The organism is Hephaestia mangrovi (assembly GCF_019880555.1).
GTDB lineage: Bacteria > Pseudomonadota > Alphaproteobacteria > Sphingomonadales > Sphingomonadaceae > Sphingomonas > Sphingomonas mangrovi.
Window position 1 is genome coordinate 580,181 of the sequence record NZ_JAINVU010000001.1, and the last position, 26,303, is coordinate 606,483.

A 26,303-nucleotide genomic window follows, 5' to 3' on the forward strand; every position below is an offset into this window, starting at 1 on the left:
CTGCTCAATGCTCCTCGTTCGCCGCCGCGATCGCGGCGTTGGCGGCCAAGATGTAGGCCGTCGTAGTGCTGACGGTGTATTCGTTCTCGAACCACAAGAACGGCCAATCGGTCTTCAACTCGGGGAAATCGGGTTTGATGATGATGACGCCGGGCACCATCCCGCCGGGCACGAAGGTGTAATCGGCGCGATTGTGGCCATAGCCGACCAGCTTCGATTTGGTGCCGACGGTGGAGACCAGCGACAGGTTGTTCGCCGGATGGCGGCCGAGCATGTAATCAAGTGCGCGCAGCGTGTATTCGGGACCGATGATACCGGGAAACGCCTTGTGCAGCAGGTACATGTTCGATCCGAACATCGCCACCTGCGCCGATCCCGCCCAGGACCCTTCGCTGATCGGCACACCGAATGGATTGGCGGCAAGCTGGCTGTCGACCTTCTGCTTGAAAGCCTTCACCTCCGGCGCCAGCGCGGTCCGATAGTCGGTGCCCATATAGGGAATGGCGCGCACCGCAGCGCCGCCGATCCAGTCGAAATGCTGTTTGATCGCCGGCAGTAACTGCTCCAGCCGCTCGCGGTAAACGGGATCGCCCTTGGTTGTGATGAGCAGATCGATTGTCGCCATTGCATCGCTGATCGTGATCATGCCGGGGCCGTCCCGGCCGTCGCCGCTATTGTCGCCTGCGGCTACCTTGGCACGTTGAGCCTGCCACAAAGCCTTGGCTGCGGTGAGCGCCTGGGCGGCCATCGCCGGATCGCTGCCTTGCAGCGCTCGCGACGCGGCGGCCAGCGCGTCGGCCACGGTCAGGTCATTCGCCGGCAGATCGGTGGTGTAGGCCCAACGGTCGTCGGGTTTGCCCGATCGATCGCCCGCGCGCTCGTTCGGCCCGAGCGCGGGATCGTAGAGACGGCCATCGGTCTGCGACGCCGCGTCGCCTAGATGGGTATATTGTTTGAGCGTGGGTGATACGATGCCGACGATCGCGTGCCCGAACGCCTTGTATTGTGCCAGCAGTTGCAGTGTGCCGTGCTGGATTTGCTGGATGGCATCCGGTTTTCCGTCGGGCTTGCGGATGTGAACCTCGCGGGCCGCCTCGTCGATCGCCGTCTCGTCCCAATCCAGCCCGAACAGCTCTCGCGCCCAGACGAGATCGCGGATTACCGCCGCGTTGCTCGGCGTCTGGATGTCGAAGTCGCCGGCATCCTGCCAGCCGCCGACATTCAACCCCGGAATGTGTTCGCCCGCCTTATACGGGGAATCGAGGTTCGGCCCCATGTGGTAGCCGTCGAAATGGACGATGTTGGGTGGTGCTTGGCGCGCATCATCGAGGTGCGAGAGCCCTTGCCATATGCGGTATTCCTCCCGCACCCGCATATGATCCATCTGCTCGGCGAGATACGTGTCCAGCGAGGTCTGCCAGATGTGATCGTAGGCGTGGGCGGAAATCGGGAATGGGTTGGTCGTGTGCCCGGCGTAGGAAATTGCGTAAATGCCGGGTTCGTGCACGCTGGAGAAATCGAACGCTGCGTAATGGTAGCGCATCCACTTTCCGCGCGAGCTCGTCTTGGCGGTGAACACCGGCTGTTCGCCGTCGGCGGTGATCTTGACCAGCGTCGCTTCGCCGGGCGCCTTGAAATTGGGATCGAGCTCGATCAGCGCGACCTTATGGCGTGCAGGCGTATAGCCGGCCTGGTTGAACGAGACGACGGGCTGGCGCGCCCAATCTTTCACCAGGTTGGGGCGTACGTGCCAAACGATCGCATTGTCCTTGGCGCCGGCAGGGATCAGAGAGCGGACCACGAACCAGCCGTTTTGCGCGCGGTTGCGTGCGTCATAGAGTGCCAACGGCGATCCGTCGGAGGTGATCGTCACCCGTCGCGACGGATCCTCGGGGGCCAGCGTCAGCGATTTGCCGCCCGAAACGAGCGGCAGCGGGTTGCCTGAGTCGTCCTTGGCCATCGGGCCGGCGGCATCGCGCGGGAACAAGCCGGGATCGGCGTCCATCAGATAAGTCTTGCCAAAATAGGCGGTTGGCAGAAAATCCAGGTTGAACCCCGCCTTGCCCGCGAGGCTTTCCGGCAGCGGCTTGTCGAGATCGACGGCGATACGGAAGCCATCTCCTTCCGCCGTCACTTTGATGGCGTAGCTCAGGCCGACCTTCGCATAGGTCGATCGCATCACCACCTGGTTGGGCGCGCTGCCGAGCGTTCGGCTAACGAAGGCCGGCACGGGCGCCCATTGCTCGGGGGTAGGATCGAGCCGCACCTCGCCGTCGGCGGCGATGCGGTCACCCTGCATGATGATCTGGATGCCGCCGTTCTTTTCATCGAAGAAAATGGGGCTGAAGGTATTCTGGCCAGTGATGACGCTGAGGCCGGGCGCTTCGAACGTCTGATCTCCGGTCAGCTTCAGCGATTGCGCTCCTGCTGTGGGAGTTATCGCAACCATGCAAGCCGACGCGAGCAGCCGGAACCACAGCTTATTATTCATTTTCCTCTCCCTTGGTATCGATACCATAATACGTTTCGGGAGAGGATTGTAAATGGGGCAGGAGTTTGCGGTTTGGCTTATCGATCCGAGTGACGAAGGTAGCCGCGCCACCGCCCCGGATGATCGACCCGGCGGCGCGGGGCCGCCGGGTCGTGGTCAGCCCGCTCAGCCGCCGGAAGCATCGCTCAAGCCCCGACATTGGTCCCGGACCGGCGCGCTCGAATGCTCTGGTCATCCTTGGAGACGGGGACAGTGAGGCTCCTGAATCAGAACTCCGGCCGATGCTTGCGGGCGACGAGCGGAAGGGTCGTCAGACGAAGCGATTGACGATATTTTCGAACCACTCCTGGCGTCCGGAGCGCTGATGCGGCTTCAGATCACGCTCGATCGCAAGCTCGGCGACCGAGGCGAGGGTGGCGCTATCGCCGGTTATGGCGCGGCCGATGTCGCCGTCCCAGCCGGCATAGCGCTCGGCGCGTGCGGTATCGAGCCGGCCGTCCGAGATGATCGCTTCTGCGGCCAGCAGCGCGCGCGCGATAACGTCGATCGCGCCGACGTGACCATGAAGCAGGTCGATCGCATCGATGCTCTGCCGGCGTACCTTGGCGTCGAAATTGAAGCCGCCGGTGGTGAAGCCGCCGGCGCGGAGGATTTCGATCATCGCCAGCGTCATGTCGGGCACCGAATTGGGGAATTGATCGGTATCCCAGCCGTTCTGATAATCGCCGCGATTGGCGTCGATCGAGCCGAAGATGCCGAGCGCGCGCGCGGTTGCGATTTCATGCTCGAACGTATGCCCGGCGAGTGTCGCGTGGTTGGCTTCGATATTGACTTTGACCTCGTTTTCCAGGCCGTAACGCTTCAGAAAGCCGTACACCGTTGCGGTATCGAAATCATATTGGTGCTTGGTCGGCTCGGCCGGTTTCGGCTCGATCAGGATAGTGCCCGAAAAGCCGATCTTGTGCTTGTGCTCGACGACCATGGAGAGGAAACGACCCAACTGGTCGAGCTCGCGCCCGAGATCGGTATTGAGCAACGTCTCATAGCCTTCGCGCCCGCCCCAGAGTACGTAATTGGCGCCGCCCAGCCGGTGCGTCGCCTCGATCGCGTCGCGGACCTGCATTGCTGCGAAGGCGAATACTTCGGGATCGGGATTGGTCGCCGCGCCGGCAGCGAACCGGGGATGGCCGAACAGGTTGGCGGTTCCCCAGAGCAGTTTGCGCTTGTGGTCGGCCTGCAGCCGCTCGAGATGATCGACCGCTTCGGCGAACAGCCGACGGTGCTCGCCCACCGTCTCCGCAGCCGCCATCACGTCGATGTCGTGGAAGCAATAGAACGGCACGTCGAGACGATCGAAGAACGCGAAAGCAGCCTCTCGCTTTGCGGCAGCCGCGGCGCTGTCATTGGCGCCGGCGAGCCACGGCCGCTCGAAGGTGCCGGCGCCGAACACGTCGCTGCCTGGCCAGCAGAACGTATGCCAGAAGCACACCGCGAAGCGCAGATGATCCTCCATCCGCTTTCCCATCACCAGCCGGTTCTTGTCGTAGAAGCGGTAAGCGAGCTCGTCGGTCGCGTCGGCGCCCTGATAGGTGACCGTCGGAAGATCGGCGAAATAATCGGATGCGGACATGGTCAGCCTTTCTGCTGGGGAGTGATACGCGGATAGGCGGCTACGAAAGCCGCCTGCTTGTCCGCGAAACGGGAAATGAGATCGGGCTCCGGCTCGGCAATGCGCTCGATCGGTGGCGCGATGCAGATGTCGGCCGGATCGCCGCCCTCGATCGCGACCTGGGCAAGGCGCGCGGCGCCGAGCGCCGGACCGACCTCGCCGCCACGTAGATAGGCAAGCGGCGTTTGCATCGCGGCCGCGAGAATTCGCCCCCAATAGCTCGAACGTGCCCCGCCGCCGATTACCGCGAGGCGCTCGATCACCGTTCCGGCTTCTCGCAGCACTCTCAGCCCATCAGCCAACGCGAAGGCCACGCCTTCCAGCACGGCCTCTGCCAGCCGTTCGGGTGTGGTCTCGTTGTCGAGGCCGAGGAACGCGCCACGCACCAACGGATCATTATGCGGCGTCCGTTCGCCCGAAAGATAGGGGAGGAAGAGTTCGGGCCCGCTCGCCGGCCCGGCAGCTTCGGCGCGCGCGAACAATTCGGCGGGCCCGGCAGCGCCGATCAGGCGCGCCGCCCAGTCGACGCATGATGCCGCGCTCAAATGGACCGACATCTGGTGCCACATGCGGGGAACGCAGTGGCAGAAGGCGTGGACCGCGCGCGCCGGATTGGGGCGAAAATCCTTCGTCGCAACAAAGATGACGCCGGAGGTGCCGAGCGACAGCAGGGCGTCACCGTCATTCACGACGCCGACGCCCACCGCACCAGCGGCGTTATCGCCACCGCCGGCGACCACCGGGACGGCGGACATGCCCCATGCTTCGGCAACGGCGTCGCGCAACACGCCGGTCAACTCGGTACCTTCGCTGAGCGCCGGCATCTGCGCCGTCGTGAGGTCGCAAGCCGCCAGCAATGTGTCGCTCCACCGCCGCGCCGCGACATCGAGCCAAAGCGTTCCCGCCGAATCGGACAGGTCACTCGCCTTGTCGCCCGTCATTTGAAGCCGCACGAAATCCTTGGGCAGCAGAACCGTCATGACCCGATCGAAGACCTCGGGTTCATGCCGCTTGACCCACAACAGCTTGGGTGCGGTGAAGCCCGGCATCGCGATATTCCCCGCGATCGTGCGCAGGTCCGGCACCGCGACCTCCAGCGCCTCGCATTCGGCGAACGAACGGCCGTCGTTCCAGAGGATAGCCGGCCTCAGCGGCCGGTCGTCGGCGCCCAGCAGCGTCGCGCCGTGCATCTGCCCGGCAAGTCCTATTCCGCGCACCAGCCGCCTGATCGCCGGATCGATCGCGCGCACCGCGGCATCGGTCGCTTGCCACCACGCCTGGGGATCCTGCTCGGACCAAAGCGGCTGCGGGCGCGAGACCGTCAGCGCAGCGACACCCTGACCGAGGACCGCGCCCGACTCGTCGAGCACCACGGCCTTCACCCCGGAGGTGCCAATATCGATGCCGAGAAACATGGGAATATCCTGTCGCGGTCAGTCGGTGAAGGGATCGACTGGCTGAATCGTGCCGTCGGGATTGAAATGCAGTTCCGTTACCTTGACGTCACGCAGGCTATTCTTGTTCGATAGTTGCGTATCCGCGTAGAACAGCCACCATTTGCCGTTCCATTCGACAATCGAATGATGTGTCGTCCAGCCCTGCACCGGTAGCAGGAAGTGACCCTGATAATGAAACGGCCCGTACGGATTGTCGCCGATCGCATAGGCCAGGAAATGCGTGTCGCCGGTCGAATAGGTGAAGTAATATTTGCCCTGACGCTTGAACATCCACGAGGCTTCGAAAAAGCGCTTGTCGTGTTCGCCCCCGGTCACCGGTTTGCCATCGGCGCCGAGAATGACGACGTCGCGCGGCTTTTCGGCAAGCGTTTTCATGTCGGGGCCAAGTTTGGCGACTTTCGCGCTCAACGCCGGCTTGTCGTCCTGGTGCAGGTCCGTGTTCGACCCATTGGGGTCGAACTTGCCCGACACCCACCGCTGAAGCTGCCCGCCCCAGATCCCGCCGAAATACATGTAACTCGCGCCATCGTCGTCGGTGAAAACGGCGGGGTCGATACTATAAGCCCCCGGAATCGGGTCAGGCTCGGCCTTGAACGGCCCCATCGGATTCGTCGACGTGGCAACGCCGATGCGGAACACGCCCGCGGGGTCGCGCGCCGGAAAATAGAGATAATAAGTGCCGTTTTTCTCTGCGGCGTCAGGCGCCCACATCTGTTTCGCAGCCCAAGGCACTTGCTTGACGTCGAGCGCGACCGGCCCGACGGTCACCTTGCCGCCGATGCGATCCATTTCGAGCACGCGATAGTCGTGCATCGCATATTCGCTGCCCAGGTCGTCATCGGGAATGTCGGTCTTCACGTCATGCGATGGATAGATATAGATTTTGCCGTTGAAGACGTGCGCCGACGGGTCTGCGAAATAGAGCGAGCTCACCAGCGGTTGCGAAAGATAATGGCGACCGTCAGGTGCTTTCGGCTGCGTCGTTTCAGCCATTTTGTTGGGCGCGGTATCGTGGGGAGAATTGCAAGCCGCCAAAGCAGCGAAGCCCGGAACCAATGCGATTGACAGCATTCTCTGGCGAAGGCTTCTCATTCTCTCTCTCCCGAATCGCCGCCCTTTGTGGAGGCTGTCAGTTTTGCGATGTCGCATTTAGGTAGCGATACCATAAAAAGGCCGGGCGCTCTTCGCAAGCATTGATGCGTGGTTGCAGCAATCTGTTTGGATCAACCGGCCAGCATCGCTGCTCCACCGCTATACTCTCGACCGACGATCGCACCATTTTGCAAAAGCGACGGTATTGCATCGCCTTTCTGCCGCCGCGAGGCGCGCGCAGAACATCTGGCGATGCCCGACAGGGAAAATGGGGGCGCCTGCAAGACACGATCACCTACCAATCATCAGGCGCGAAACGATATCTTATCGGATAGCGCTATCTTTGCAGCGCTTGCCAACCGTGCCAAGGTCGACAGCGCCGTCGAAGGAGGGGCGGAAGAGTCGTGATCGCCACCCTGTTCCGCTTTGTCGCAATTGCCGTGGCCTCGGCAGTCCTGACTGTCGGCCCTTCCGTGAATGCCGAGGACGGGCACAAATTGTGGCTGCGCTATGCACCGCTCGATACCGCTGCGCGCGCCGCCCTCGCGTCGCGGGTGACGGCAATTACCGCTGCCGCAGATACGTCGCCGACGCTCGCTGCCGCACGCGCCGAACTCGATCGCGGTTTCGCCGGCATGCTTGGCGCGCCTTTGCCGCACGACACGGCGTTGCATGACCACGGCCTCGTTATCGGCACGCCGGCGAGTTTGCCCGCGCTCGCCGCTTTGCATCTTCCGCTCGGCCGCCTTGGTCACGACGGGTATCTGATTCGCAGCATACGGATGAACGGCAAGGACGAGACAATCGTTGCCGCCAATACGGATATCGGCGTTCTCTATGGCGTGTTCGCCTTGCTCGAGCGGATCGAGCGGCAGCAGCCACTTGCCGACCTCGATATCGTCTCCGCGCCGCGGATCGACCTGCGCATACTCGATCACTGGGACAATCTCGACGGCAGCGTGGAGCGCGGATATGCCGGCCGTTCGCTATGGGACTGGTGGACGCTACCGGATTATAAGGATCCGCTTTACACGGATTATGCGCGTGCCGATGCCTCGATCGGCATCAACGGCGCCGTGCTCAACAATGTCAACGCGTCTCCGGATATCCTTAGGCCGCGCTATCTCGCCAAGGTTGCGGCGCTTGCGGACGTGTTCCGGCCCTATGGCATCAAGGTCTACCTGTCGGTGAATTTCGCCTCACCGATGGTGCTCGGTGATCTGAAGACCGCCGATCCGCTCGATCCGGCCGTTGCCGCGTGGTGGAAAAGAAAGGCTGATACGATCTATCGGGCGATCCCCGATTTCGGTGGGTTCCTGGTGAAGGCCAATTCGGAAGGCCAACCCGGGCCGCAGGATTACCATCGCAGCCATGCCGATGGCGCCAACATGCTCGCCGCCGCGCTTGCACCGCACGGTGGCGTCGTGATGTGGCGCGCATTCGTCTATGGCGCTGCCGACAAGGACCGGGCCAAGCAGGCCTTTGACGAATTCAAGCCCCTCGACGGCGCTTTTGCCGCCAACGTCATTCTCCAGGTCAAGAACGGACCGATAGATTTCCAGCCGCGCGAGCCGTTTTCGCCGCTGTTCGGGGCGATGCACCGCACGCCGATGATGCTGGAGTTGCAGATCACCAAGGAATATCTCGGCCAAGCGACCAGCCTCGCTTATCTCGGCCCGCTGTTTGAGGAAGCGCTGCGGGCCGATACCTATGCCCGCGGGAAAGGGTCTACAGTCGCCAGGGTGATCGACGGCAGCTTGTTCGGCAATCGGCTCAGCGGGATCGCCGGCGTCGCCAACACCGGGCGTGATCGCGATTGGGCGGGATCAACCTTCAATCAAGCCAATTGGTTCGTCTTCGGCCGGATGGCCTGGAATCCCGATGCCGATGCCGGAGCGGTGGCGCGCGAATGGTCGGAACTCACCTTCGGACCAGATCGGCGGATCACGACGCCGGTTGTCGACATGATGATGCGCTCGCGCGAGGCGGTCGTCGATTACATGACGCCGCTTGGGCTCGCGCATCAGATGGGCACCGGCAACCATTATGGCCCGGCGCCGTGGGTCAGCGATCTCGCCCGGCCCGAATGGAACCCCACCTATTACAATCGCGCGGACCGTACCGGGATCGGATTCGATCGGACCGCGAGCGGCAGCGACGCCGTGTCGCAATATGCGCCGCCGGTTGCGCATCGCTTCGACGACCTTGCCACCGTCCCCGATGCCGATCTGCTGTGGTTTCATCACGTGCCTTGGGATTACCGCCTGCATTCGGGGGAAACCTTGTGGCATTCGCTCGCCGATCATTATCAGCATGGCGTCGAGGAGGTCGCGGCGATGCAGCGCGAGTGGGCGACGCTGGCGCCTCTGATCGATGCGCAACGCTTCGCCAAGACCGCTGCCTTTCTCTCGATCGAGCATCGTGAAGCGGTATGGTGGCGCGACGCCAGCATGGCCTATTGGTTGCATGTTTCCGGGCTGCCGCTGCCCGCCGGCTATCCTGCGCCGGCGCACGACCTCGGTTATTATGAGGCGCTCAGCTTTCCCAATGCGCCGGGGCAAGCAAAGTGATCTCGACGCGCGCCGATTTTTCGTGTCGTCCGGCGGTTGAGTTGGTCTAGAATGATGCCGAGGAGCATTGCCGCAAGTGCCTGACAAGAAAAACCGAGCCGCCACGATCAGCGATGTCGCCCGCGAGGCCGGTGTCTCGCCGATGACCGTGTCGCGGGTGATCAATGGCGAACAGAGTGTCCGCCCTGCGACCCGTGCGCTCGTCGAGAAAGCGATCGCCGCGTTGGATTATGCGCCGAATTCGGCGGCACGAGCGCTTGCGGGTGCCAAGCCGATCCGCATTGGATTGCTCTACAGCAACCCCAGCGCGGCCTATCTTTCCGAATTCCTGGTCGGCGGGCTCGATTATGCCAGCCGTGGCACCGTCGAGCTCGTGGTTGAAAAATGCGACGCTGGCGTCCGCGAATGTGAAGCGACCGCTCGGTTGATCAAGGCTCGCGTCGATGGCGTCGTGCTGCCGCCGCCGCTGTGCGATTCCAAGGCCGTGATCGACACGCTGGCCGATGCCGGCCTTCCCGGCGTTGCCGTGGCCAGCGGCGAGCCCGACGCCCGCATCTCGGCGGTCAGCATCGACGATCACCGCGCAGCGTTCGAAATGACGCGTCACATCCTTGCGCTGGGCCATCAACGGATCGGCTTCATCATCGGCAATCCCAACCAGACCGCGAGCGAGCGTCGATTGTTGGGGTATCGCGCGGCCCTCGAACAGGCTGGAATCACGCCGGACGATGCCCTGATCGTGCAGGGCATGTTCACTTATCACTCGGGCCTTGACGCTGCCGAGCAATTGCTCGGCAGCGGCGCGGCGCCCTCGGCGATCTTCGCCAGCAACGATGATATGGCGGCTGCCGCCGTGGCCGTCGCGCACCGCTGCGGGCTCGATGTGCCGAGCGACCTCACCGTATGCGGATTCGACGATTCGGCGCTGGCGACAACGATCTGGCCGGAACTCACCACGATTCATCAGCCGATTGCAGATATGTCGGTCGCCGCTCTGGAGGTCCTGGTCCGCGAAGTTCGCGCGCGCCGGGCCGGCAATCCCATGGCGCCATCGCGAGAGCTGCTCGATTACAGCATGATCCGTCGCCAGTCCGATGCGGCGCCGCGTCGCCGGCCACCCGCGATTGGGCGGCTTTAGGCCGAAGCGCGCAACGCCGCCGGATGAGCGGTGCCGCTCATCGCGGCACCGCAGCCCGATCGATCAACCCTCCATATCCTCAAGCTCGCGCCCGCGGGTTTCATGCACCAGCGCCTTAACGAAGAAAAAGCTGACGAACGCGCTGACCGCGTAGAAACCGTAGGTGACGGGCAAGCCGATGCCGGCGGCCAGCGCCGGAAACGACACCGAAATGCCGAAATTGGCGATCCACTGCGCGAAGCCCGATACGGCGAGACCCGAGCCGCGAATCTGGTTCGGGAACATCTCGCCGAGCATCACCCACATCACCGGGCCCCAACTGGCGTTGAAGAACACGACATAGGCATTTGCCGCGATCAGCGCGACAAGCCCGACATTGTCCGACATGTGCAACGCGCCGTTGACGAGGCTCGCGGTCGAGAAGCAACCGGCCATCACCGCCAGCGTCACCGTCATGCCCGCCGAGCCGACCAGCAGCAGCGGCTTGCGGCCGATCCGGTCGACCGTGAGGATGGTGAAGATACATGCCAGGATCGACAGCGCGCCCGACAGGATGTTGATCTTGAGCGAATCGTTCTCGCTGAAGCCGACCGATTGCCACAACACCGAGCCGTAATAGAAGACGATGTTGATCCCGACGAGTTGCTGGAAAACGGCGATGCCGATGCCGGCCCAGACTACCCTTCTGATACGTCCGCTTGTCGGATCGATAAGGTCGGCCAGCCGCGGGCGGTGATCGGCGGCGAGGCTGGCGCGGATATCGACGACCTTGCGCTTCGCCTCTTCGGCGCCGAACAGCCGGGTGAGCACTCCCTCGGCCTCCGTGTCGCGACCGCGCAAGACATAGAAGCGCGGGCTTTCCGGAATGAAAAGCAAAGCCAGGAAATAGATGCCGGCGGGGATCACCTGCATCCAGAACATCCAGCGCCACGCGGGATAGCCGCCCCAGAACGGTGCAGTCGAGCCGCCCGCACTCGCCGCGAGATAATAATTGGCGACGAACGCTCCGGTGAGGCCGGTGATGATCATCACCTGCTGCACACTGGACAACCGGCCACGGATCGCGGCAGGCGTCACCTCGCTGATGTAGACCGGCGAGAGAACACTCGCCGCGCCGACGCCCAGCCCGCCGATCAGACGCGCGATGATGAATATGGCCGAGCTACCCGCGGCGCCCGCGACAAGCGCGCTGCCGACGAACAATACCGCCGCAATCAGCATCACGCTGCGTCGCCCGATCCGGTCAGCAAGCCGCCCGGCAACGAACGCGCCCGCCGCGCACCCCAGCAGGATCGCTCCGACGTTGAACCCGGTGCCCAGCTTCGACAGATTGAAGGCGCTCTCCAGCCCCTCCTGCGTGCCGTTGATCACGCCGCTGTCATATCCGAACATGAAGCCGCCGATGGTCGCCACCGCAACGATCAGCACGATAAAGGCGATGTTGACCCGCATGGCCATGCTTCGATCCATTTTTCCCTCTCCCTATTCTTCCGATAGTTTCGCAGTCATCGTACCGTCGTCAATGCCGCGCCGGCGACACCCGGATCGAATGCCAGCAGATCACCGGCCAGCGGCTGCCGTTCGCGCGCGGCCGCGTCAAGCCCCTGGCGCGCAGTTGTAGCGAAGGCGGTGCGCAGGTCCGCGCCGCCGAACGCAATCTTGGTGACATTGGCTACCGGCATCGCGACCGATCGCATCAGGCGCCCGTCGGGATCATAGCGCCGCACCACCCAACCGCCATACAGGCCGGTCCACAGACAGCCCTCGGCGTCGATCGTGGGGCCGTCGGGATAGCCCGCGCCTTCCTCGATCGTCGCGAACACGCGTTGCGGGCCGAGCGTATGATCGTCGTTGACGGCTTGCGCCCAGATCGTCCGGCCGAGCGTATCGGTGGTATACAAGGTCCGGCCGTCGATCGAGCAGGCGGGACCATTGGTGATCGCAACGGGTGGATGGCCGCTATCGATCACCGTCCGCCCGTCGAGCCGATAGAAATGTCCTGTCTCCGCCTGTTCATCGTCGTCCATCGAGCCGAACCACAAGGTCCCGTCCGGGGCCACGGTGGCATCGTTCAGGCGATTGCCGGGGCGATCGGGTTCGACCTCCACGATCAGCGTGAACGATCCGTTGCCCGGATCGAACCGGTGCAGACCCGTCTGGAGGCCGGCGATCATCGTGCCGTCGGCGGCAGGCAGCGCCCAACCGATCTGCGCCGGTGCGGCCCAATGGTCCAGCGTTCGCGTGGCGGCATGAAAACGATAGAGACGGGGATGCTTGATATCGACGAACCAGAGCGACTGGTCGCGCGCGATCCAAGCCGGCCCCTCGCCAAGCGTGGCGCCGACCCGGCAAACCGCTTGTACGTCAGCGTTTGTCATCGCCAGCCGGCATCTACGAAATAATCGTGCCCGGTGCACATCCGCGCGTCGTCGGAGGCGAGGAACAGCGTCAGCGCCGCAACGTCCGCCGGGGTGACGCGCCCGTCGAGGCATTGCGCGGCGACAATTTCCGCTTCGCCTTCGGGCGTGTACCATTTCATCTGCCGCTCGGTACGGACATTGCCCGGAACGATCGTATTCACGCGAATGTTGTTGCGGCCGAGGTCGCGTGCCAGGCTGCGCGTCAGGCCTTCGATCGCTGCCTTGGCGGTCTGATAGACGACCAGTTCGGGCAGGGCGAGATGCCAACTGATCGACCCGAAGTTGAGGATCACGCCCCCACCCGATTTCGTCATCGTCGGCGCGACGGCCTGAGCGGCGAAGAACTGGTGTCGCAGGTTTACCGAAAGCCGGTTGTCCCAATAATCGGGCGTAATCTCATCGATGCCGTGTCGATCATCGTTGCCGGCGTTGTTGATCAACACATCGATGCCGCCAAGATCCGCCTCGATCGTGCTGATCGTCTCCTTCAAGCTGCCGATATCGGTCAGATCGCAATGATGATAGACGGGAACGCGCGCGTCGCCATCGGTCAGTCGGGCGACCAGCGCATTGCTGGCATCATCGGCGATATCAATGAAGGCGACACGAGAGTCCTGCGCAACGAAGGCCTCGACCAGGCCCTCGCCGATGCCGCTTCCGCCGCCGGTGATGAGCACGCGCTTGCCGGCAAGGCTGGGATAGACCGCGCGCATCGAAGCGGCGGACGCGACATGCGTCATAGATTGGAACTCCGGCAAAAAAGACTGCTCATGAAAGGATGTTGGGATCGGCGCTGGCGGGAAGCAGGCCGCGTCTGGCAAGATTGTCCATCAATGCACCGATACCGAACTGCCAGGGCGGCGCCGCAGCCGCGCTGGTAACGACGTTGCGTAGCGTGCCGAGGCGGGGCGAGGAGATGGTTACGACGTCTCCGTCTCGATGGGTGAAGCCACGGCCTGGTTCGTCGCGATCCTCGGTCGGCGCGAACAAGGTGCCCAAAAGCAAAACAAAACCGTCGGGATAATGGTGCTCGCTGGTCGCTTGCGCCAAAAGGTCGAGAGGGTCGCGGCTGATCTCGGCCATGTTGCTGCTGCCGGACAACCGATAGCCGTCCACGCCGTCGATCCGCAAATCGACCTTGGCGGTGCGCACGTCGTCGAGAGTGAATTCATTGTCGAACAGCCTGACGAACGGGCCGATGGCGCATGAAGCGTTGTTATCCTTGGCCTTGCTCAGCAGGAGTGCGGAGCGGCCCTCGAAATCGCGCAAATTGACGTCATTGCCGAGAGAGGCGCCCACCGCGGCGCCATGCTCATCCGCGAGCAGCATGATTTCAGGCTCGGGATTGTTCCAGCTGGAATCGGAGCGGACGCCTACAGCGACGCCCGAGCCGACCGTCGATAATACCGGCGATTTGGTGAAAATCTCCGCGTCAGGGCCGATCGCGACTTCGAGATATTGTGACCACATGCCATCGGCGATCAGTCTGCGCTTGAGCGCAGCGGCTGGTGCGGAACCGGGCACAACGCCGCGCAACGATCCGCCGATTACCGCTTCGAGCTGGCGCCGGATATCGGCCGCGATCGACGCGTCGCCTTGCGCGCGCTCTTCGATCACGCGCTCCATTGCGGAGACCGCGAAGGTGACGCCGGCGGCCTTGACGCATTGCAGGTCGATCGGGCTGAGCAGGCGATAGCGTGCTTCCGCGACATCGGGCGCCAGGTCCAGCGTTTCGAGATCGCCGATCGCGTTGCCGGCGGCGGGATCGAAGGCCCGCATCCGCACAAGAGCAGAGACGGTCGGCGCGACCTTGCTCATATCGTATGCTATGCCGTCCGCGATGAGAACGGGGCTCGGCCCCGCCGCCGTTCCGATGCGCCCGAGGAAGCGGCCGCGCCGCCAGTCTTCGGGCAATAGCTCGGTCATCGCACCCATTTCAGGTATCGCTCCCCTTATCGTTGTGATAGCGATCCCATCAAACTCTCAAGCCGCGCTGTCAAGCGCTTAACGCAGCGCACTCAAGCCAAATGCCGATTTCCCTGAGTCAATGCTCCGTTGGGGAAAGGGGATTGACAAAGGCAGCGCCGGATAATCACTGATATCGATACCAGTTCGCAATTCATAAGCGAGAACGAGATTAATGCGCCTAGCGCGGGAGGAGAGACGCGTTTTGCCGGTCAAATATTTGATTGCAATCTTGCCGTTGATGATTGCCCAAGTGGCATCTGCGCGACCGGCAACCGATCATTGGGTGGCTTCCTGGGGGGCGGCGCAGCAAATTCCGGAGCCGCAGAACGCACTGCCCGCGGCTCAAGCGGGTGACGTCACTTTGCGGCAGATCGTCCATCTGTCGCTCGGCGGCAAGCGCGTGCGCGTGCGGATTTCCAACGAATTCGGTACCCAGCCGCTGGTCGTCGGCGCGGCCCACATCGCGCGGGCTCCGAAGCCGGGGACGAGCGCCATCGTACCGGGCAGCGACGCGGCTCTCCGCTTCGATGGTCGCGAAACCGTAACGATCCCGGCTGGCGCGGCCTATTTTTCGGATCCGGTAGCGCTGGTTGTGCAGGATGGCGGTGATCTTGCCATCAGTCTTTATTTGCCGAAGGCGGCCGCGCAGCAGACCGGCCATCCGGGATCCCGCTCGACCAGTTTTGTCATGTCGGGCAATCATGTCGGCGATGCCAGCTTGGCAGGAGCGACTGCCATCGAGCATTGGTACCAGATAAGCGACGTCGACGTCGCCGCGCCAGCCGATGCTCGCACGGTGGTCGCCATTGGCGATTCGATCACCGATGGTCATGCCTCCACGGTCGATGGCAACACCCGTTGGCCCGACCAACTGGCGGCGCGTTTTCGGGCCGATCCGGCCGCTCGCGACGTCGCTGTCGTCAACACAGGCATCGGCGGGAATCGCGTCTTGCTCGACGGGCTTGGCCCCAATCTGATGGCGCGTTTCGGGCGCGACGCGCTCGATCGTGACGGGGCAGTCAGCATCATCGTACTCGAGGGCGTCAACGATCTCGGCACGCTGACCCGCGATCATCCCGCGACGGCGGCCGAGTTGGCGACGCAGCGTGACCAGATCATAGGCGGGTTTCGACGGCTGATAGAGCGCGCTCACGCCCGAGGGCTGCGCATATATGGCGGCACGATCACGCCATTCGTGGGATCGGACTATTATCACCCTGACGCCGCGGTCGATGCGGATCGCCGCGCGATCAACGCCTGGATCCGCGCGCCGGGCCATTTTGACGGCGTCGTGGATTTCGATCGGGCGGTGCGTGATCCGGCCCACCCCGAGCGGCTTTTGCCCGCTTACGATTCGGGCGATCATCTCCACCCCTCGAACGCGGGTTATGCCGCGATGGCCAAAGCGGTCCCGCTGGCTGTCGTGGCGGAGACGGCGCCTCGGTAAGCTCTGCCGGGACGGATTTCGACCGGCGATCAAACGGTTGACGAAGCACAATCAAATCACGCTAAAGGCATCAGGTGTCGATACCATCAATGGCGCCATCGGGTGATGAGTTATTCTCGATGCTAAAAAATACCCCATTGTATATTGACGTTACTAGTTCTTCTTGAAAAGGTAGCGATATCAAAAACGGGCGGGCGGTAATGGCCCGAATTCTTGGGAGATGGGGCATGGCACGTATCGGCGGTCGACTTTTATCGTCGGTGGCATCTGTTCTCGCGCTTGCTGTGTCCCCGTCCGCCCACGGGCAGGTCGCGACGGCAGCGAAGGCGGTTCCCGATGCTGCGACGGCCAAGGCCGAGGCGCTCGTTGCCCGGATGACGTTGGACGAGAAACTGCCGCAGTTGCTCAACGTCGCGCCGGCGATCCCGCGCCTCGGCATTCCCCGCTACAATTGGTGGACGGAATCGCTGCATGGCGCGCTCGGCACGCTGCCGACGACCAACTTTCCCGAGCCGATCGGGCTCGCCGCGACTTTCGATCCGACGATGGTCAAGCAGGTTGCCGGGGCGATCAGCACCGAGGTTCGCGGATTGCATACGCTGGCCCGCAAGACCGGGCGCTATGGGCGGATCGGTACCGGTCTCGACACCTGGTCGCCCAACCTGAACATTTTCCGCGATCCGCGCTGGGGGCGCGGGCAGGAAACCTATGGCGAAGATCCGTTTCTGGTCGCGCGCATGGGCGTCGCCTTCATCGAGGGGATGCAGGGGCCCGATCCGCAACGGCCGGAGGTGATCGCGACGCCCAAGCATTTCGACGTCCACAGCGGCCCTGAATCGACTCGCCACGTCGCGGACGTGTTCGTTTCCAAACACGATCTCGTCGACACTTATCTGCCCGCCTTCCGCGCCGCCATCACCGAGGCGAAGGCGGGATCGATCATGTGCGCCTATAACCGGATCGACGGCCAGCCAGCCTGCGCCAACGACATGCTATTGCGCCATTATCTGCGCGGCGAATGGGGCTTCAAGGGGTACGTGGTGTCCGATTGCGACGCTGTTAAGGATATCAGCGACACGCACCATTATGCCCCCGATGGCGCCGCCGGTGTGGCAGCGGCGATCCATGCCGGGGTCGACAACGAATGCAATACCGCGACGCTGTCCGACACCGGCGGGTTGACCGACCGCTATCGAAAGGCGCTCGATCGCGGCCTCATCTCGACCGCGGATATCGATCGCGCGCTGGTCCGGCTATTCGCGGCGCGCTATCGCACGGGTGATCTCGCCGGCTTGTCGGATACAGCGCCCGCCGTGCCAGCCTCGGCGGTGGGCAGTCCGGCGCACGGCGCGCTGGCGCTCGAAGCCGCGGAAAAGAGCCTGGTGCTGCTCAAGAATGACGGCGTCCTGCCGCTCAAGCCCGGCGTCAAGGTGGCGGTGATCGGCCCCCTCGGCGATGCAACGCGCGTGTTGCGCGGCAATTATTCATCGCCGCTCAGCGGTCCGCCGATTTCGGTGGCGGACGGCCTCGATCAGGTGCTGTCGTCGAAGCAGGTCGTGCTCGTCCCGTTCGGCCCGTCGATCACCGATGGCGATCGCGTGCCGACAACGGCGCTTCAAACGCCGGACGGCAAGGCCGGTTTGCTGGCACGCTATTATAATCCCGTCACGCCACCGCCGGCATTGTTCAAGCCCGATCAGCAGGCCGAACAGATGCAGGCGATCAAGTATCTGGATACACCGGTCGCTACGCGGATCGAGCCGGACGTTGGCCAGCGAGACCTCGATCTCGCGAAGGTCGCGCATTTTCATCGTACCGTCTGGACGGGCTTTCTGGTGCCGCCGGAAAGCGGAACGTACAGGGTCGGCCTGTCAGGATCGGGGGGCACGCTGAGCTTCGATGGCCACGCCTTTGTCGATCGTACCAAGGCGCGATGGAACGACTTGCCGACGATGAAGACGGTTACGCTCGAGCAGGGCCATCGTTATCCGGTGACGATCGATGCCACGGCGGGCGTCGACCTCGTGTGGAAACGCATCTCGACCGCGCCGGAAGCCGATCTCGATCGTGCCGCGACCAACGCCGACGTGCTCGTCGCCGTCGTCGGTCTGACATCGGATCTCGAGGCTGAGGAAACCAGCCTCAAGGTGCCGGGCTTCGCCGGCGGCGACAAGACGACGCTCGATCTGCCTGCCGATCAGATCAAGCTGCTTGAACAGGCGAAGGCGACCGGCAAGCCGCTGATCGTCGTGGTGATGAATGGCAGCCCCATCGATCTTGCCTGGGCGAAGGACAATGCAGCCGCGATTGTCGAAGCCTGGTATCCGGGGCAATCGGGGGGGCTGGCGGTCGCCCGCGTGCTGGCGGGCAAGGTCGATCCCGGCGGGCGCCTGCCGCTGACATTCTACCGCAGCGTTGCCGATCTGCCTCCGTTTGCAGACTACAGCATGAAGGGGCGCACATACCGCTATTTCACGGGCGAGCCCGTCTATCCGTTCGGCGCCGGGCTGAGCTACACCAGTTTCAGCTACGGGCCGCTCACGGTCACGCCGATGAAGCAAAATGCGGCGAATGGCCTGCATGTTTCGACCGTGGTGACCAACACCGGCGCGCGGGCCGGTGACGACGTCGCCCAGCTCTATCTCAATTTCCCTGACGTTCCAGGGGCGCCCCGTATCGCCTTGCGGGGGTTCCAGCGTGTGTCGCTCAAGCCCGGCGAGCGGCGGACGCTGACGTTCGATCTGTCACCGCGGGACCTCAGCGCCGTCACGGCGGACGGCACCAGGGAGGTGATGCCCGGCGCTTACGCCGTCACGGTCGGTTCCGGTCAGCCCGGTACGGCGGCGGCAACGCAGCAGGCCCATTTCTCGGTCGCCGACGCGGTGACAATGTCCGACTGAAGCTAGCGAGCCCTTGTCATTCGACGGCGCGAGCAGGCGCTGCGAGGCTGGCCGATGGTCTGCCCTCGACCAGCCATGATGCGATCGGCGCAGAGGTTTGCCACAGCAACAGCATGATCGCGGCGCCCAGGATGCCGTCGGCGGCGTAATGCCAGCCGAGGTGGATCGAGCCGATCCAGATCAAGGCGGCAAAACCGGTCATCAACCAGCCGACCGGGCGAGTGATGCGAAATCCGGCGATGGCGAACAGCGTTGCCATGGTGACGTGAACGGACGGCGCGGCCGAAATACCGCCGGCGGGCGCGTAATGGCCGCTCGCCTGCGCGGCGAGGAGCACCGGCTGGAAATCGCGCGCGCCGATGACGAGGCCGTGCGCCCGTGCCTGTGCGGCGAGCTGGTCAAGATGGGCGCCAAGCGCGCGGAACCCCGGATTGGGCGCGATCAGCGTATCGAAATAACAAGGGCCGGCCGAGGCGAGCAGCCAGGCGAACACGGTGCCGACCACGATCCATCCGGCCAGCCAGCAGCCGAGTAGCCGGAAGCGATCGAGCGGCGTTCTGACCAGCGCGATCGCAAGGATGGGGAAGACGACCATCAGGATCATCGCGGCCGAATAGGCCGAATCGATCGCGACGGTGGGCCAGAGCGTTCCCAGCACGGCGTGGGTCACTTCCCACGGCTGGTGCCCCAGGAACAGCAGGCGATCGGCTGTGGCGAGCGCGGGATCGAGCGGGAAACCGCGAGCGGGGAGCAGAAGCTGCTTGAAGATGCCGTAGATCGGGATCGTCGCGCCGCCGATCGTCGCGGCGGCGAGATACCAGGCGAGATCGGTGGCGGTGAACGACGTGCGGCTGCGCAGCAGGCGGCGGCCGACGGCATCGATCAGCCCGACGATGGCGGCGAGAAACAGGCTGACGGCGAGGAAACCGTGCAGCGTCGCGCCCAGCATCGCATAATTACCGCGCGCAGCGGGCAGCAGCAGCGCGGTGTAAAGCGCCAGCGCGCCGATCAGCGTGCCGATCGGGCGCCACGTCGCGCCGGCATCGCCGGCATGGGCCACAGGAGAGCGGACGAGCGTCGCGATCATGGCAGGGGGACTTGCCACGCAAGCGTTAAGATTGCGTGCGGACGCCCGATCAGCCGCCGCGCAGCCGGGCGATCGTGGTGGCTGCAGTAATTACCTCGATATCGGTTTTGATGTGGAGCAGCTTCACGCCGGGCTGCGCCAAGGCGCGGTCGAGCGCCGGGACGAAGGCATCGGTGGTGTCGACGGCTTCGGCCCAGCAGCCATAAGCCCGCGCGAGCGCCGCGAAATCGGGATTGGCCAATTGCGTGCCCGAGATGCGGCCGGGAAATTCGCGCTCCTGGTGCATGCGGATGGTGCCGTAACCGCCATTGTCGATCACCAGCACCAGCATGTCGGCGCCATGCGCGACCGCCGTGGCGAGTTCCTGGCCGTTCATCATGAAGCAGCCGTCGCCGGCGAGCGCGACCACCTGCCGGTCCTTGTGGCGGAGCGCTGCGGCGGTCGCGGCGGGGACGCCATAGCCCATCGCCCCGGCGGTCGGCGCGAGTTGCGAGACGGGGCCGGCATAATGCCAATAGCGGTGCCACCAGCCCGAATAATTGCCGGCGCCGTTGCAGATGATCGTATCGGCGGACAGCCGCTCGTGCATCGCCGCGACGCACGGGCCGAGGTCCATCGCCACGCCGTCGCGCGGCTGCGGCGTCGACCAGGCGCGCCAGTCCGCATGCGCCTCGGCACCGGCCGCCAGCGGCTCCCGTTCGATGGCGTGAACGTCTGCGGCAAATTCGGTCATGTCCGCGCAGATCGCGAGATCGGTGCGATAGGTCATGCCGAGCTCGGCCGGATCGGGGTGTACGTGGACCAGCACCTGACCGGGATGATCGGGGGTGATGAGCGTGTAGCCGTCAGTGGTCGCCTCGCCGAGCCGCGGGCCGACGACCAGCAGCAGATCGGCGTCCCTGATCCGCTCGACCAGCTTCGGATTGGGCCCATAGCCGAGGTTGCCCGCATAGACCGGGCAATCATTGGCCACGGCATCCTGGCGGCGGAAGGCCGCCGCGACAGGAATGCCGGTCTTTTCCGCCCAGGCGGCGAAATCCTGCGCGGCATCCCGGCTCCACCCGGCGCCGCCGATGATCGCCACGGGGCGTTCGGCACGATCGAGCAGCGCGGAAAGCGCGCCCATCGCTTCGGGATCGCATGGCTGGGCGGGCGGCTCGATCCGCGGCCGGTCGATCGCCTCGACCTCGTCGAGCAGCATGTCTTCAGGCAGCGCGAGCACGACGGGGCCGGGACGGCCGGACATCGCGACGCTATAGGCACGCGCGACATATTCGGGGATGCGGCGGGCGTCGTCGATCCGCGCCGCCCATTTGGCGATGGGCGCGAACATCGCCTCGAAATTGATCTCCTGGAACGCCTCGCGGTCGCGGGTTTCGCGCGCGACATCGCCGACGAACAGGATCATCGGCTGCGAATCCTGCCGCGCGACATGGACGCCGATCGAGGCGTTGGTCGCGCCGGGCCCGCGGGTGACGAAGGCGATGCCGGGGCGCTTCGTCAACGTGCCATCGGCGCAGGCCATGAAGGCGACGCCGCCTTCCTGACGGCAGACGACCAGATCGATTGCGGGCGTGTCGTGCAGCGCATCGAGCACCGCGAGGAAGCTCTCGCCGGGCACGGTGAAGATGCGGTCGCAGCCTTGCGCGACGAGATTGTCGGCCAGGATGCGGCCGCCGGTACGTATTGTCATCGTGTTTGCCTGCGAATCGCCCGGGCGCAGTCTGTTCCGCGATCCTGAGCAGTGCATGTGAAGTGGACAAAGTTCACACTCTGGAAGGGCCCGCTTCCCTCGTGTGCGAGGTCCAAGGGCAACCATCGGGTTGAATGTCGTGCGCCGTTCGTCATGGCGATCGTGTGGCAGGAAATTTCCAACATTGGTAGGGGCGCAGAGGACGCGCGGCCGGGTTGGCGCCACGCTTGCTCCAGCCCCGCGTCCGTGGTTTTCTCGCCGCCGATAAAAGACAGGCAAGGAGAGGGTGATGGGCGGACTGGAGATCGTCGCATCGGGGCTGCGCTTTCCCGAAGGGCCGGTGGCGATGCCTGACGGCAGCGTCATCCTGGTCGAGATCGCGGCGGGCCGGATCACGCGGGTGAAGCCGGACGGATCGACCGAAACGGTGGCGGAAACGGGCGGCGGGCCGAACGGGCTGGCGATCGGCCCCGACGGCAAGCTCTATTGCTGCAACAACGGCGGGTTCGGCTGGGTGGAGACGCAAGGCCTCTTGGTGCCGCACGGCACCGCGGCGGATTATCCCGGCGGCTCGATCCAGCGTGTCGACATCGAGACGGGCGCGATCGAGACGCTTTACAGCGAGGCATCGAACGCGCCGCTCGCCGGGCCTAACGACATCGTGTTCGACGATGCCGGCGGCTTCTGGTTTACCGATCACGGCAAGACCCGCGAGCGATCGCGCGACGTGACCGGGGTGTTCTACGCGAAAGCCGATGGCAGCGATTGCCGCGAAGTGATCTTCCCGCTGGAAAATCCCAACGGCATCGGCCTCTCGCCCGACGGCAAGCGGCTCTATGTCGCCGAGACCTATACCTGCAAATTGTGGGCGTTCGATGTCGTTGCGCCGGGCGAGGTCGCCGGCGGGCAGGGGCTGTCGGGCGGGGGCGGCAGCTTCCTCTACTGCCCCGGCGGCTACACCTATTTCGACTCGCTGGGGGTCGATGACGGCGGCAACATCTGCGTCGCGACGATCGGCGCGAGCGGGATCAGCGTCGTCGCACCCGATGGCGCGCTGGCCGATTTCGTGCCGACCGACGATCCCTTCACCACCAATATCTGCTGGGGCGGCGAGGATTTGCGGACGGCATATATCACGCTTTCCGGCACCGGCAGGCTTGCTACAATGCAATGGCCCAGGCCCGGGCTGAAGCTCGCTTATTGACAGGGGATAGTGTGTGACGCGCCATCACGAGATGCATCTGGTGAAGCGCATCGGCTGGCTGCGCGCCGCGGTGCTCGGCGCGAACGACGGCATCGTCTCGACCGCCAGCCTGGTGATCGGCGTCGCCGCCGCCGGCCAGCCGCGGATGACGATCCTGTTGACCGGGGTGGCCGGGCTGGTGGCGGGCGCGATGTCGATGGCGGCGGGCGAATATGTTTCGGTGAGCTCGCAATCGGACATCGAAAAGGCCGATCTGGCGCGCGAGAAAAGCGAGCTGGCGACCGATTGGGACGCCGAGCATCGCGAGCTGGCGCTGATCTATCGGCGGCGCGGGCTGACCAAGGAGCTGGCCGACGAGGTCGCCACGCAATTGATGGACCATGATGCGCTCGGCGCCCATCTGCGCGACGAACTGGGCATTTCCGAGCAACTCGTCGCGCGCCCGGTGCAGGCGGCGGCGGCCTCCGCGGCGAGCTTTTCGATCGGCGCGGCGGTGCCGTTGCTGCTGGTGGTGCTGCTGCCGCTGGCGTTGATCGGCTGGGGCGTGGCGATCGGCTCGCTGTTCTGCCTTGCCGCGCTGGGGGCGATCAGTGCGCGGACCGGCGGCGTCGGGATGCTGGTGCCCACGCTTCGCGTGACCTTCTGGGGGGCGCTGGCGATGGCGATCACCGCGGGCGTCGGGCTGGCGTTCGGGGCCACCGGCTGATTGACCCCAAGGGCTGCTGCTCGCTATGCGCGAAGCCATCCCAGCGAGCCTGACCAGGAGCGAGTCCCGTTATGAAAAAGCTTTATCCCAGCGCCGCGGCCGCGCTCGAAGGCCTGCTGTTCGACGGGATGACGCTGTGCGCGGGCGGGTTCGGCCTGTGCGGCATTCCCGAGCGGCTGATCGACGCGATCCGCGATGCGGGGGTGAAGGACCTGACGATCGCTTCGAACAACGCCGGGATCGATAACGAGGGGCTCGGCAAGCTGCTGCGCACGCGGCAGGTGAAGAAGATGATCTCGTCCTATGTCGGCGAGAACAAGGAATTCGAACGGCAATTCCTCTCCGGCGAGCTGGAGGTCGAATTCTGCCCGCAGGGCACGCTGGCCGAGCGCTGCCGCGCCGGCGGGGCGGGCATCCCCGGCTTCTACACCAAGACCGGGGTCGGCACGCAGGTCGCCGAGGGCAAGGAGGTCAAGACCTTCGACGGCCAGGACTATATCCTTGAGCGCGGCATCCGCGCCGACGTGTCGATCATCAAGGGCTGGAAGGCCGACGAGGCGGGCAATCTGCTGTTCCGCAAGACCGCGCGCAATTTCAATCAGCCGATGGCGACCGCCGGCAAGGTGTGCGTCGCCGAGGTCGAGGAAGTGGTGCCGGTCGGCAGCCTCGATCCCGATCAGATCCATTTGCCGGGCATCTACGTCAATCGACTGATCCTGGGCGCGCCCTACGACAAGAAGATCGAATTCCGCACGGTGCGGGAGCGGGCGGCGGCGTGAGGCGCTGGCGGGCCCTGCTCGCCGCGGGAGCGGCGGCGCCGCTGCTCTCCGGCTGCATCGCCGCGGCCGTGCCGGTGGCGGCGGCGGGCGTGGTCGGCAAGCACGAGCTCGACCGGCGCCACGCCAAGCAGGAAGCCACCGAACAGGCGCAGACGCCGCCGGCGCTGGTGCGCGGCCCCGGCGTGCCGCCGCCGGGCGGCCTGATGGCGACCAAGGTGCCGCCGTCGGTGCAATATCTCTACGGCTCGGCCGAGGCGGCGGCGCAGCAGCGCCAGACCTATCTGGAACTCGCCAATTTCCTGATCGCCAAATCGTCGGATCGCGCGGTCGGCCATCCGGTCAAGTCGGTAGTGCTGGCGCCGGGCTCGACGCTCGACCAGCCGGTGTTCGAGCCGTGCGGCGACAAGCCGCTCGCCGTGGTGCTCGATGCCGACGAAACCGCAATCCTCAATTACGGGTTCGAGGGCGATCAGGTGCTGCGCGGCGGCGCCTATGACCAGCAGCGCTGGAACCGCTGGGAACAGACCGGGCAGGGCAAGGTGCGGCCGGTGCCCGGCGTGCTCGATGCGCTGGAGGTGGCGCGGCAGGCGGGCGTGACGGTGGTGATCAATTCCAACCGGCTCGCCGCCAATGCCGATGCCACCGCCGCGACGCTGAAACAGGCGGGGCTGGGCAGCTTCACCCATCTCGATACATTGTGGCTGAGCGGCGACGCGGGTAGCGGCTCGGGCAAGGACGCGCGGCGCTGGGCGATTTCGGCCAAATATTGCGTCGTCGCGATGGTCGGCGACCAGCTCGGCGATTTTAGCGATCTGTTCAACGCGCCGGCGCTCGGCCTGAAGCAGCGCCGCGAGGCGCTCGGCACGCGCGATTTCGAAGTGATGTGGGGCCAGGGCTGGTTCATCCTGCCCAACCCCGTTTACGGCACCGCGCTCAAGGGCGATTACGGCGCCGTCTTTCCGGTCGAGACACGCTGGAGCGATCCGGCCGAAACCCAGACACCAACGCCAAGTGGGAGTGCCAACTGATGCCCTGGACCCGTGACGAGATGGCCGCCCGCGCCGCGACCGAATTGCGCGACGGCTTCTACGTGAACCTCGGCATCGGCATCCCGACGCTGGTCGCGAACCACATTCCGGCGGGCGTCGAGGTGACGCTGCAATCGGAAAACGGGATGCTGGGGATCGGGCCGTTTCCCTATGCCGGTGAGGAAGACCCCGATCTGATCAACGCCGGCAAGCAGACGGTGAGCGAGCTGCCGCAGACGGTCTATTTCTCGTCCGACCAGAGCTTCGCGATGATCCGCGGCGGGCATATCGATCTCGCCGTGCTCGGCGCGATGGAGGTCGCCGAGAATGGCGACATCGCCAACTGGATGATCCCAGGCAAGATGATCAAGGGGATGGGCGGGGCGATGGACCTCGTCGCCGGGGTCAAGAAGATCATCGTCGTGATGGAGCATACCAGCAAGAGCGGCGACGCCAAGTTCATCCCCGAATGCACGCTGCCGCTGACCGGCCGGAATGTGGTCGACATGATCGTCACCGATCTCGCGGTGTTCCAGCGGCCCGATCACGACAGCCCGTTCCGGCTGATCGAGCTCGCGCCCGGCGTGACCGAGGAAGAGGTCGCCGCCAAGACCACCGCCAGCTACGAGGCGATGGCGGCGGCGTGATCGCGCG

Annotated in this window: 19 protein-coding genes; 9 read left to right on the top strand and 10 right to left on the bottom strand. The window is 64.6% G+C overall.

Annotated elements, in window-relative coordinates:
* Positions 1-4: 4 nt before the first annotated feature.
* The 4 genes from K7G81_RS02750 to K7G81_RS02765 all read right to left on the bottom strand — a co-directional run bounded on the left by K7G81_RS02750 (position 5) and on the right by K7G81_RS02765 (position 6,610).
* On the bottom strand, positions 5-2,491 hold the full coding sequence (locus K7G81_RS02750) for a glycoside hydrolase family 9 protein (RefSeq protein WP_223029193.1): 2,487 nt from the start codon (positions 2,489-2,491) through the stop codon (positions 5-7).
* A gap of 310 nt (positions 2,492-2,801) precedes the next feature.
* The gene (gene xylA, locus K7G81_RS02755; RefSeq protein ID WP_223029194.1) at positions 2,802-4,121 is read right to left on the bottom strand and encodes a xylose isomerase; all 1,320 of its coding nucleotides are present in this window, start codon (positions 4,119-4,121) and stop codon (positions 2,802-2,804) included.
* A gap of 2 nt (positions 4,122-4,123) precedes the next feature.
* Positions 4,124-5,575 carry a xylulokinase gene (gene xylB / locus K7G81_RS02760; protein WP_223029195.1) on the bottom strand — a complete coding sequence of 484 codons (1,452 nt, stop codon included), beginning with the start codon at positions 5,573-5,575 and terminating at the stop codon, positions 4,124-4,126.
* A gap of 18 nt (positions 5,576-5,593) precedes the next feature.
* On the bottom strand, positions 5,594-6,610 hold the full coding sequence (locus tag K7G81_RS02765; RefSeq protein ID WP_255586494.1) for a glycoside hydrolase family 43 protein: 1,017 nt from the start codon (positions 6,608-6,610) through the stop codon (positions 5,594-5,596).
* A 503-nt stretch (positions 6,611-7,113) separates the two neighbouring features.
* Between K7G81_RS02765 and K7G81_RS02770 the strand changes: the two genes are divergently transcribed.
* Positions 7,114-9,279 carry an alpha-glucuronidase family glycosyl hydrolase gene (locus tag K7G81_RS02770; protein ID WP_223029196.1) on the top strand — a complete coding sequence of 722 codons (2,166 nt, stop codon included), beginning with the start codon at positions 7,114-7,116 and terminating at the stop codon, positions 9,277-9,279.
* Between the two features lie 76 nt (positions 9,280-9,355).
* Positions 9,356-10,417 (top strand): LacI family DNA-binding transcriptional regulator, encoded by a 1,062-nt coding sequence (locus K7G81_RS02775; protein ID WP_369412013.1) that lies wholly within the window; start codon positions 9,356-9,358, stop codon positions 10,415-10,417.
* Between the two features lie 63 nt (positions 10,418-10,480).
* On the opposite strand, the gene K7G81_RS02780 is transcribed toward K7G81_RS02775, so the two are convergent.
* Genes K7G81_RS02780 through K7G81_RS02795 form a run of 4 tightly spaced genes read right to left on the bottom strand, consistent with a single transcriptional unit; the run spans position 10,481 to position 14,763 of the window.
* Positions 10,481-11,875, bottom strand: coding sequence for a sugar porter family MFS transporter (locus K7G81_RS02780; protein ID WP_255586496.1), 1,395 nt, complete (start codon positions 11,873-11,875; stop codon positions 10,481-10,483).
* Positions 11,876-11,922: 47 nt separating this feature from the next.
* Positions 11,923-12,795 carry an SMP-30/gluconolactonase/LRE family protein gene (locus K7G81_RS02785; RefSeq protein WP_223029198.1) on the bottom strand — a complete coding sequence of 291 codons (873 nt, stop codon included), beginning with the start codon at positions 12,793-12,795 and terminating at the stop codon, positions 11,923-11,925.
* A complete protein-coding gene (xylB, locus tag K7G81_RS02790; RefSeq protein WP_305038451.1) occupies positions 12,792-13,577 on the bottom strand; it encodes a D-xylose 1-dehydrogenase in 786 nt (261 codons plus the stop codon). Before xylB (K7G81_RS02790) ends, K7G81_RS02785 begins: the two co-directional genes overlap by 4 nt.
* Positions 13,578-13,605: 28 nt before the next feature.
* Positions 13,606-14,763 carry a fumarylacetoacetate hydrolase family protein gene (locus K7G81_RS02795; RefSeq protein ID WP_223029199.1) on the bottom strand — a complete coding sequence of 386 codons (1,158 nt, stop codon included), beginning with the start codon at positions 14,761-14,763 and terminating at the stop codon, positions 13,606-13,608.
* Positions 14,764-15,088: 325 nt separating this feature from the next.
* On the opposite strand from K7G81_RS02795, the gene K7G81_RS02800 reads away from it, so the two are divergent.
* Positions 15,089-16,252 (top strand): SGNH/GDSL hydrolase family protein, encoded by a 1,164-nt coding sequence (locus K7G81_RS02800; RefSeq protein ID WP_369412014.1) that lies wholly within the window; start codon positions 15,089-15,091, stop codon positions 16,250-16,252.
* Positions 16,253-16,479: 227 nt separating this feature from the next.
* The gene (locus K7G81_RS02805) at positions 16,480-19,152 is read left to right on the top strand and encodes a glycoside hydrolase family 3 C-terminal domain-containing protein (RefSeq protein ID WP_223029201.1); all 2,673 of its coding nucleotides are present in this window, start codon (positions 16,480-16,482) and stop codon (positions 19,150-19,152) included.
* 16 nt (positions 19,153-19,168) lie between these two features.
* On the opposite strand, the gene K7G81_RS02810 is transcribed toward K7G81_RS02805, so the two are convergent.
* Both K7G81_RS02810 and K7G81_RS02815 read right to left on the bottom strand, forming a co-directional pair.
* Positions 19,169-20,239 (bottom strand): phosphatase PAP2 family protein, encoded by a 1,071-nt coding sequence (locus tag K7G81_RS02810; RefSeq protein ID WP_223029202.1) that lies wholly within the window; start codon positions 20,237-20,239, stop codon positions 19,169-19,171.
* A 49-nt stretch (positions 20,240-20,288) separates the two neighbouring features.
* The gene (locus K7G81_RS02815; RefSeq protein WP_223029203.1) at positions 20,289-21,932 is read right to left on the bottom strand and encodes a thiamine pyrophosphate-binding protein; all 1,644 of its coding nucleotides are present in this window, start codon (positions 21,930-21,932) and stop codon (positions 20,289-20,291) included.
* Positions 21,933-22,221: 289 nt separating this feature from the next.
* On the opposite strand from K7G81_RS02815, the gene K7G81_RS02820 reads away from it, so the two are divergent.
* The 5 genes from K7G81_RS02820 (at position 22,222) to K7G81_RS02840 (ending at position 26,296) form a co-directional block, all read left to right on the top strand.
* Positions 22,222-23,136: an SMP-30/gluconolactonase/LRE family protein gene (locus tag K7G81_RS02820; protein WP_223029204.1), complete on the top strand. Its 915-nt coding sequence runs from the start codon at positions 22,222-22,224 to the stop codon at positions 23,134-23,136.
* Positions 23,137-23,167: 31 nt separating this feature from the next.
* Positions 23,168-23,842 carry a VIT1/CCC1 transporter family protein gene (locus K7G81_RS02825; protein ID WP_223029492.1) on the top strand — a complete coding sequence of 225 codons (675 nt, stop codon included), beginning with the start codon at positions 23,168-23,170 and terminating at the stop codon, positions 23,840-23,842.
* Between the two features lie 71 nt (positions 23,843-23,913).
* On the top strand, positions 23,914-24,621 hold the full coding sequence (locus K7G81_RS02830) for a CoA transferase subunit A (RefSeq protein WP_223029205.1): 708 nt from the start codon (positions 23,914-23,916) through the stop codon (positions 24,619-24,621).
* Complete coding sequence (locus K7G81_RS02835) at positions 24,618-25,649, top strand: HAD family acid phosphatase (RefSeq protein ID WP_369412016.1); 1,032 nt, start codon at positions 24,618-24,620, stop codon at positions 25,647-25,649. The genes K7G81_RS02830 and K7G81_RS02835 overlap by 4 nt, the downstream gene beginning before the upstream one ends.
* Positions 25,649-26,296, top strand: a complete 648-nt coding sequence (locus tag K7G81_RS02840) for a 3-oxoacid CoA-transferase subunit B (RefSeq protein ID WP_223029206.1) — start codon at positions 25,649-25,651, stop codon at positions 26,294-26,296. Before K7G81_RS02835 ends, K7G81_RS02840 begins: the two co-directional genes overlap by 1 nt.
* Positions 26,297-26,303: the final 7 nt, after the last annotated feature.